The organism is Flavobacterium sp., assembly GCF_031381455.1.
GTDB lineage: Bacteria > Bacteroidota > Bacteroidia > Flavobacteriales > Flavobacteriaceae > Flavobacterium.
In genome coordinates, this window is record NZ_JANMXZ010000025.1 from 141899 (window position 1) to 150511 (window position 8613).

An 8613-nucleotide genomic window follows, 5' to 3' on the forward strand; every position below is an offset into this window, starting at 1 on the left:
TTTTTGAAACTTTAGTTATTTTTACAACTTGATCCGAATTTATTTATTGCGTCAGTTCGCTGCGCTCGTGTCGGATTCTAATCCCATTTAAATTATGTCACAAAAACGACTTTTCCTTCTTGATGCTTACGCCTTAATCTTTCGAGGCTATTATGCTTTTATAAAAAATCCCCGAATCAATTCAAAAGGAATGGATACTTCGGCAATTATGGGATTTATGAATTCTTTGATGGATGTAATCAAACGTGAAAAACCGGATCATTTGGCGGTTGCTTTTGATAAAGGCGGAAGCGATTATCGTTATGAAATGTATACCGAATACAAAGCACATCGCGATGAAACTCCGGAAGCTATCAAAATTGCCGTTCCGTATATTCAGGAATTATTAAGAGCGATGCATATTCCGATTATTGAAAAAGCTGGATTTGAAGCGGATGATTTGATTGGAACTTTGGCTAAACAAGCCGAAAAAGAAAATTTTCAGGTTTTTATGGTCACGCCAGATAAGGATTTTGCACAATTGGTTTCCGAAAATATTTTTATGTATAAACCAGCCAGAATGGGTAACGACATTGAAATTTGGGGAATTCCGGAAGTCTTAGCAAAATTTGAAATCGAACATCCTGAACAAGTTATTGATTTCCTCGGAATGATGGGCGATGCTGCCGATAATATTCCCGGATTGCCTGGCGTAGGGGAAGTTACTGCAAAGAAATTATTGAAAGAATTTGGTTCGATGGAAAATCTTTTAGCAAATACTGATAAGCTAAAAGGCGCAATGAAAGACAAAATTGAAGCCAATGCGGAACTCGGAATTTTATCTAAAAAATTAGCCAGAATTCTATTGGATTGCCCTGTCACTTTTGATGCTGCCGATTATGAAGTGTCTAAACCCGATGTAGAAAAAACGGATGCGTTGTTTATGGAATTAGAGTTCCGTCAAATGAAAGCGCAGTTCGATAAATGGTTTGGCTCTGGAAAAGAATTTGATGAAATTGAAACCAATGGCAATGACAATGACAATGGCAATGACAATAATCAAAAAACAACTAAGAAACCTATTGCCAAAAAATCAAATGAAAACCAATTCGATTTATTTGGTTTTTCTGATGATGAAAGTGACGAACCAAAACCGCATTCGTATTACGCAACGCTTGAAACTACAGAGCATTTATACCAAGTTGTTAAAGGTGAATTAGGAACAAAATTGTTTTTACAAAATCTGATGAATCAATCTTCTGTTTGCTTTGATACCGAAACTACAGGAATTGATGCTTTGAACGCCGAGTTGGTTGGAATGTCATTTTCGTTTGAAAAAGGGAAAGCATTTTACGTTCCGGTTCCCGAAAATCAAGAGGAAGCGCAAGCTTTAGTTGATAAATTCAAGCCGTTTTTCGAAAGTGAAACCATTGAAAAAATTGGGCAAAACGTTAAATATGATTTGAAAGTATTGTCGAAATACGGAATTCAAATCAAAGGAAAATTATTCGATACGATGATTGCGCATTACTTGATTAATCCGGATATGCGTCACAATATGGATATTCTAAGTGAAACCTATTTAAAATATTCACCAAAATCTATTGAAACCTTGATTGGCAAAAAAGGCAAAAATCAACAATCAATGCGCCATGTTCCGTTGGAAGATATTAAAGAATACGCTGCCGAAGATGCTGATATTACGCTACAATTAAAAGAAGTTTTCAGCCCGATTTTAGACAAAGCCGAAACCAAAAAGTTGTTTGAAGAAATCGAAATTCCGTTGATTCCGGTTTTAGCCGCGATGGAAATGGAAGGCATCAATTTGGATGAAGAGTATCTAAAGAAAATGTCGGTTGATATGCAAAAAGACATCAACGAGTTTGAGCAGAAAATCTACGAAACGGCTGGCGAAAAATTCAATTTGGCTTCACCAAAACAACTCGGTGATATATTATTCGACAAACTAAAAATCGGCGGAGCTAAACAAAAGAAAACCAAAACAGGTCAATATGCCACTGGCGAAGAAATTTTAAGTTATTTAGAAAAAGATAATCCAATTGTGAAAGATATTTTGGAATGGCGTCAAATGGTAAAATTGCAAAGTACTTATATTGATGCTTTACCAAATCAAGTAGATAAAAAAACTGGCAGAGTTCACACCGATTATATGCAAACGGTTGCAGCTACTGGTCGTTTGAGTTCGAATAATCCAAATCTACAAAACATTCCGATTCGTACCGAACGCGGAAGATTAATCAGAAAAGCATTTATTGCGCGTGATGAAAATTACACCTTACTTTCTGCGGATTATTCTCAAATAGAACTCCGAATCATCGCAGCTTTATCTGGCGAAGAAAACATGATAAAAGCGTTTCAAAACAATGAAGATATTCATAAAAGTACGGCCGCGAAAGTATTCAACGTTCCATTGGAAGAAGTTACCAAAGAACAACGAAGCAATGCGAAAACGGTAAATTTCGGAATCATTTATGGTGTTTCCGCCTTTGGTTTGAGTAATCAAACTTCGTTATCTCGTTCTGAAAGTGCCGCTTTGATTGATGCATATTACAAAACGTATCCAAAACTAAAATCCTATATGTCGGAGCAAGTTGATTTTGCCCGTGAAAATGGTTATGTGCAAACCGTTTTGGGAAGACGTCGTTATTTAAAAGATATTAATTCGGCCAATGCTATTGTGCGTGGTGGAGCAGAACGAAATGCTGTGAACGCTCCAATTCAAGGTTCGGCTGCGGATATTATAAAAATTGCAATGATTAATATTTACAAAAAACTTAGCTCTGATACCGAAGGCTCGGTATGGAAGTCAAAAATGCTTTTGCAAGTTCATGATGAGTTGGTTTTTGATGTACACAATTCTGAATTAGAAAAAATCCAACCCATGATCAAACACGAAATGGAAAATGCATTCACAATGGCAGTTCCTTTGGAAGTAGAACTTGGTTTAGGAAAAGATTGGCTAGAGGCACACTAGAACGAATATTATAACAATAAAAAAAGCTATAGAACTTCTATAGCTTTTTTTATGGGTTTAGATGGGTTATTCTATAATCAAAGTTTTTGTAGCATTCCCATAATCTGTTCTAACGACAACTAAATAGCTTCCCGTTGACAAATCCGAAGTAGTAACATTGTTATCCGATTTAGTAATTGATTGGTTTCTTACAATTCTACCTAGATTATCATAAATTTTAACCTGCGCGTCATTAATATTCGCTGGCAATTCAATTGATGTTAAACCTTTTGCAGGGTTTGGGAATAATTTAAACGCTTCAACATTAAAATCAGCATTTCCTAGAGTAAAATTAGATACGGTAACTCCACAACTTCCTCCTCCGTGATAAGAAACTGTGAAATTGGCCAATTTACGTGCCCATACAATATTTAATGGTTGTGCGCTTGCGCTAAATGTGTAATCGTTTGCATCTCCTGTACTTCTTGCTCTTGTTCCTACAACAGTTCTAACTCCGCTTGTAACGGTATTTGAAGTTACTGTCCAATTTTGAATAGCGTCTAATGGTGGAACAATCCCTTGTCCATCAAAGGTTCTGTCTGATAGATTTGTACCGTCAAATAGTACTACATCTTTCCCTATATCATCCATTTGTACTGAGTCGAAAGAAATTCCCAACCAACCTGTTGATGGGCCAACTAAGGTTAAGGTAACCAACGAATTGGTAACATCAATTTTTCCAGAATATCCAGTGGTAAAATTCATTACACCTGTTGAATAGGTTTGTCCAAAAAAAGTAGTTGTAATGATTAAGAAAGTAAATAAAGTAATTTTTTTCATAGTTATTTTGTTTTAAGTATTTCGATTAATTTATCGTCATTCGCGAGAATGGCATAGTCTAACGCAGAGTTTCCTCTGTTATCTTTCGTGTTTGGATCGGCTTTTGCTTTTATTAATAAACTCGCTATCTCTCGGTTTTTAAACATCGTTGCATATAATAAAGCTGTGGTTCCATTATCATCTACCGAATTTACTTCCGCTTTTTTATTTAACAACAGACTTACGATTTCAACATTTCCTTTAACAACTGCCGCCATTAAAGGTGTTCCCATACCACTTTTTTGATTGATATCGCATCCACTTTCTATTAGAAGTTTAGCTACTTCATTATTTCCTTTATAGCAAGCCAACGTAAGCGGTGAAAAACTATCTTTATTTACGGTTTTAAAAGCATTTGGGTTTGTTTTCAAAACTTGTTTTGCTTGTTCAATTGTTCCTTTCCTCGCAATATCAAAAACATCTAATTTTTCTTGTGCAAAACAACAATTCAAACTAAAAAAAAACACTAAAAAAAAGCAATCAATTTTTTTCATAAATCATTTATTTTTTGGAAGGATACTAAAAGTGATTCTTGGTTGCGTTATTAAGACCACTTATAATAGTTTCTTAGTAGAATCTCTTTGACGCAATTCAGTTTTAATTGTTTTGGTCGTGAACGTGAAGGTTTCTTCGATGCTTTCCAATTTATCGATTAACAATTGAGCTGCTACTTCTCCAATTTCCGGTCCGTGTTGGCTTACTGTTGACAAACTTGGTGTCATCCTGCGTGACCAAACGCCATCGGCAAAACCAATTAACGATAAATCTTGAGGTATTTTGTATCCATTTTGGATTCCGAGTTTCATGGCAGTTACCGAAGCGTGTTCATCAAGAGCAAAAACGCCATCCGGTTTGTTTTTTATAAAAAAACCTCCAATTTTTTTATTGAATTCATCATTGTTATTGGTTAGTATAACAAGTTTTTCATCCACTTTTAATCCTTGAGCTTCGAGGGCTTTGTAAAATCCTTGCGCTCTTAATTTCCCAACACTCAGATTATCAATAGCAGAAAGCAGTGCGATTTTTTTACATCCTGTTTTAAGCAAATGTTCGGTTGCATTCACTGCCGATTCAAAATCATCAACAATAACTTTATCACAATTCACCTCATCAGCAATACGGTCAAACATGACTATTGGTGTTCCTTCATTTATTATAGTAGTAAAGTGATCGAATTTTTGCAGCTTTTGAGATTCTTCAGCAATGGAAAGTATAAAACCGTCAATAGTTCCGTTGCTCAACATTTCGAGAGCATTGATTTCTTTTTCCGAAGACTCGTTGGAGATGCAGGTAATGACTTTATACCCTTTTTCATCGGCTACTTTTTCGATGCCGCTAAAGACTTTGGCGAAAAATGAGTTTAGTATATTAGGAATAATGACGCCAATAGTTTTTGTTCTTCTGTTTTTTAAATTTAGTCCAATAACATTGGGTTTGTAATTTTTCAGTTTGGCATATTCCTGAACACGCTGTTTTGTTGGTTCGCTGATTTCAGGGCTTCCATTCAATGCTTTAGAAACTGTAGAAACAGAAACTCCTAACTCTTTTGCAATTTGTTTTAATGTGGCTTTCGATCTCATTTTTGTTGTCTTAAAATGTAAAAATAGTGAAATTTATTCTGCTACATAATAAAGACGAACTAAAGTTAACCATAAATTATACGAAATACTATGTTTTTTTATTCAAAAATTTGATTCTATTTTGTTTGCTAAGTCCATTCGTTAAAAGGATTTTACACAAAATATTAGGTTTTATAAAAATATTTAAAAAATGCTATTTGCTTTATTAATAAATAATTGTACTTTTGCACTCCCTTTATTGGGAATGGAATGTTTAATTAAAATAAAATTATGGACGCATTAAGCTACAAGACACAATCTGCAACCAAGGCCACTGTTACAAAAGAGTGGATCATTGTAGATGCTGATGGTCATAACTTAGGTCGTTTTGCTTCAAAAGTCGCGATGCTTTTAAGAGGTAAATACAAGCCAAGTTATACACCTCACGTCGACTGTGGAGATAACGTAATTGTTATCAACGCAGAGAAAATCAACCTTACCGGTAACAAACTTGACGAGAAAACGTACATCCGTCACACAGGTTACCCAGGAGGACAAAGAAGTTTGACTGCTAAAGTTATGCAACAAAAAAATCCTGCATTACTAGTAGAAAAAGCTGTTAAAGGAATGTTACCTAAAAACAAATTAGGTGCTGAACTTTTCAGAAATTTAAATGTTGTTGTAGGTACAGAGCACAAACAAGGCGCTCAAAAACCAAAAACAGTTAACCTTAACGATCTAAAATAATGGGAGTTATTCACAAAATCGGTAGAAGAAAATGTGCTGTGGCACGTGTTTATGTTTCGGAAGGAACAGGAAAAATTACCGTAAACAAAAGAGAGTTTAACAACTACTTCCCAACAGCTACTTTACAATACAAAGTATTGCAACCAATGTCTATGACAGAAAACGCAACTAACTTTGACGTAAAAGTAAATGTATATGGTGGTGGTTCTACAGGGCAAGCAGAAGCTGTGAGAATGGCAATTGCAAGAGCAATGTGTGAAGTGGAAGCTGAAAACAGAGCTATCCTAAAACCAGAAGGATTACTAACAAGAGATCCAAGAATGGTAGAACGTAAAAAATTCGGTCAGAAAAAAGCACGTAAGAGATTCCAATTCTCGAAACGTTAATATTCTGATTATGCAATTCGAAAGTGTCTCACTGAGCGCAGTCGAAGTGCTTTTTTTACAATTAAAATTGAATTTAAAACACAGTTGTCGATATTCCTTTTAAAGAGGGAATTAGTTTAGCATCGAAATGCAGTCCAAAGTCTTAATTTATTAAGCGAAAAAGGTGACGCATTGCTAATCAAACGGAACGTAAACTATTACACAATGGCAAACAAAATTGAAGTTAAAGATTTATTAGAAGCAGGTGTTCACTTCGGACACATGACTCGTAAGTGGGATCCAAACATGGCTCCTTACATTTATATGGAGCGTAATGGAATTCACATTATTAACCTATATAAAACAGCTGCAAAAATTGAAGAAGCTAATGAAGCTTTGAAAAAAATCGCAGCATCAGGTAGAAAAATACTTTTCGTAGCTACCAAAAAACAAGCAAAAGACATCGTTGCTGAAAAAGCATTAGCTTGTAACATGCCGTACATCACTGAAAGATGGCCAGGTGGTATGTTAACCAACTTCGTTACTATCCGTAAAGCCGTTAAAAAAATGGCTACTATTGATAAAATGAAGAAAGACGGAACTTTTATGACATTGTCTAAAAAAGAGCGTCTTCAAGTAGATCGTCTTCGTGCAAAATTAGAGAAGAACTTAGGTTCGATCGCTGATATGTCTAGACTTCCGGCTGCATTATTTGTAGTGGATATCAAGGCAGAACACATCGCAATAAAAGAAGCACAAAAATTAAACATTCCAGTTTTTGCAATGGTTGATACTAACTCTGATCCACGTGAAGTAGATTATGTTATCCCAGCCAATGATGATGCTTCAAAATCAATTGATAAAATTTTATCCCTGGTAACTGCTGCAGTTATTGATGGATTGGCTAACAGAACTTCTGATAAAGAAGGTGATGATACTCATGAAGTAGAAGTTGTTGAAGAAGTAACTGCTGCTGAAGTAGTCGTTGAAGCTGCCGCTGTTGAGGCTGCTCCAGAAGTAGAAGCTGCACCGGAAGTGGAAGCAGTTGTAGAATTAGAAGCTGCTCCAGAAGTGGAAGCAGAAGCTACTGAACCTAAGACTGAAGAGTAAAACAAAATAATTACGAATTATGAATTAAGAGTTACGAATTGTTTTCAATCGTAATTTCCAATTTGTAATTCGTAATTTCATTTTAAAAAAGAATTTTTAAACTTAAATAAAAAATATTATGTCAACAATCACGATTACTGCTGCAGACGTAAATAAGTTAAGAACTATTACTGGTGCAGGAATGATGGACTGTAAAAAAGCTTTAGTAGAAGCTGAAGGAGATTTTGATTTAGCAATTGAAAACCTTAGAAAAAAAGGACAAAAAGTTGCTGCTAATCGTTCAGATAGAGAATCTACCGAAGGAGCAGCAATTGCTGTTGTAAATGCAGACAAAACTTCTGGTGTTGTTATCACATTAAACTGCGAAACTGACTTCGTTGGAAAAAATGAAGGTTTCGTAAAATTGGCTACAGATTTAGCTAACTTGGCTATCAACTTCGATACAAAAGAAGCTTTCTTAGCTGCAGATTTCAATGGACTTACTGTTGCTGAAAAATTAATCGAACAAACTGGTGTTATTGGAGAAAAAATTGAAATCAACTCTTTTGAAAAATTGAGCGGAGCTTTTATTGGTTCTTACATTCACTCAGGAAACAAAATTGCAACTTTAGTAGCACTATCTGCAAAATTAGAAGGTGCTGACGAAGTAGCTAGAAACATTGCAATGCAAGCTGCAGCTATGTCACCAATCGCATTAGACGAAACTGGTGTTGATGCGGATACCATCGCTAAAGAAATAGAAATTGCTAAAGACATCCTGCGTCAAGAAGGAAAACCAGAAGCAATGTTAGACAATATTGCTAAAGGTAAATTAGCGCGTTTCTTTAAAGACAACACTTTAGTAAATCAAGATTACATCAAAGACAACAAATTGAGCGTAGCTGATTATGTGAAATCTTTAGATAAAAATCTTGTGGTTACTGGGTTTAAAAGAGCGGCTTTAGGATAGCCTACACCAACCCCTCCAAAGGAGGGGAGCAAAATAGTAAAATCCCATTTC

8 protein-coding genes are annotated in these 8613 nt (G+C 35.3%); 5 read left to right on the forward strand and 3 right to left on the reverse strand.

Going from position 1 to position 8613, the window contains the following annotated elements; translation table 11 throughout:
• The first annotated feature begins 91 nt into the window (after window positions 1–91).
• Window positions 92–2974, forward strand: a complete 2883-nt coding sequence (gene polA / locus RMN97_RS07145; RefSeq protein ID WP_309613839.1) for a DNA polymerase I — start codon at window positions 92–94, stop codon at window positions 2972–2974.
• A 66-nt stretch (window positions 2975–3040) separates the two neighbouring features.
• Here polA and RMN97_RS07150 read toward each other — a convergent pair whose 3' ends face one another.
• Genes RMN97_RS07150 through RMN97_RS07160 form a run of 3 tightly spaced genes read right to left on the reverse strand, consistent with a single transcriptional unit; the run spans window position 3041 to window position 5412 of the window.
• Window positions 3041–3793 (reverse strand): T9SS type A sorting domain-containing protein, encoded by a 753-nt coding sequence (locus RMN97_RS07150; protein ID WP_309613832.1) that lies wholly within the window; start codon window positions 3791–3793, stop codon window positions 3041–3043.
• Between the two features lie 2 nt (window positions 3794–3795).
• Window positions 3796–4326, reverse strand: coding sequence for an ankyrin repeat domain-containing protein (locus RMN97_RS07155; RefSeq protein WP_309613833.1), 531 nt, complete (start codon window positions 4324–4326; stop codon window positions 3796–3798).
• Between the two features lie 60 nt (window positions 4327–4386).
• On the reverse strand, window positions 4387–5412 hold the full coding sequence (locus RMN97_RS07160) for a LacI family DNA-binding transcriptional regulator (protein ID WP_309613834.1): 1026 nt from the start codon (window positions 5410–5412) through the stop codon (window positions 4387–4389).
• Window positions 5413–5682: 270 nt separating this feature from the next.
• Here RMN97_RS07160 and rplM point away from each other — a divergent pair, with 270 nt between their 5' ends.
• The 4 genes from rplM (at window position 5683) to tsf (ending at window position 8562) form a co-directional block, all read left to right on the forward strand.
• Window positions 5683–6138 (forward strand): 50S ribosomal protein L13, encoded by a 456-nt coding sequence (gene rplM, locus RMN97_RS07165; protein ID WP_309613835.1) that lies wholly within the window; start codon window positions 5683–5685, stop codon window positions 6136–6138.
• Window positions 6138–6524, forward strand: a complete 387-nt coding sequence (gene rpsI, locus RMN97_RS07170) for a 30S ribosomal protein S9 (RefSeq protein ID WP_136150856.1) — start codon at window positions 6138–6140, stop codon at window positions 6522–6524. Before rplM ends, rpsI begins: the two co-directional genes overlap by 1 nt.
• Before the next feature lie 204 nt (window positions 6525–6728).
• On the forward strand, window positions 6729–7613 hold the full coding sequence (gene rpsB / locus RMN97_RS07175; RefSeq protein ID WP_309613840.1) for a 30S ribosomal protein S2: 885 nt from the start codon (window positions 6729–6731) through the stop codon (window positions 7611–7613).
• A gap of 118 nt (window positions 7614–7731) precedes the next feature.
• Complete coding sequence (gene tsf, locus RMN97_RS07180) at window positions 7732–8562, forward strand: translation elongation factor Ts (protein WP_309613836.1); 831 nt, start codon at window positions 7732–7734, stop codon at window positions 8560–8562.
• The last annotated feature ends 51 nt before the right edge of the window (window positions 8563–8613 follow it).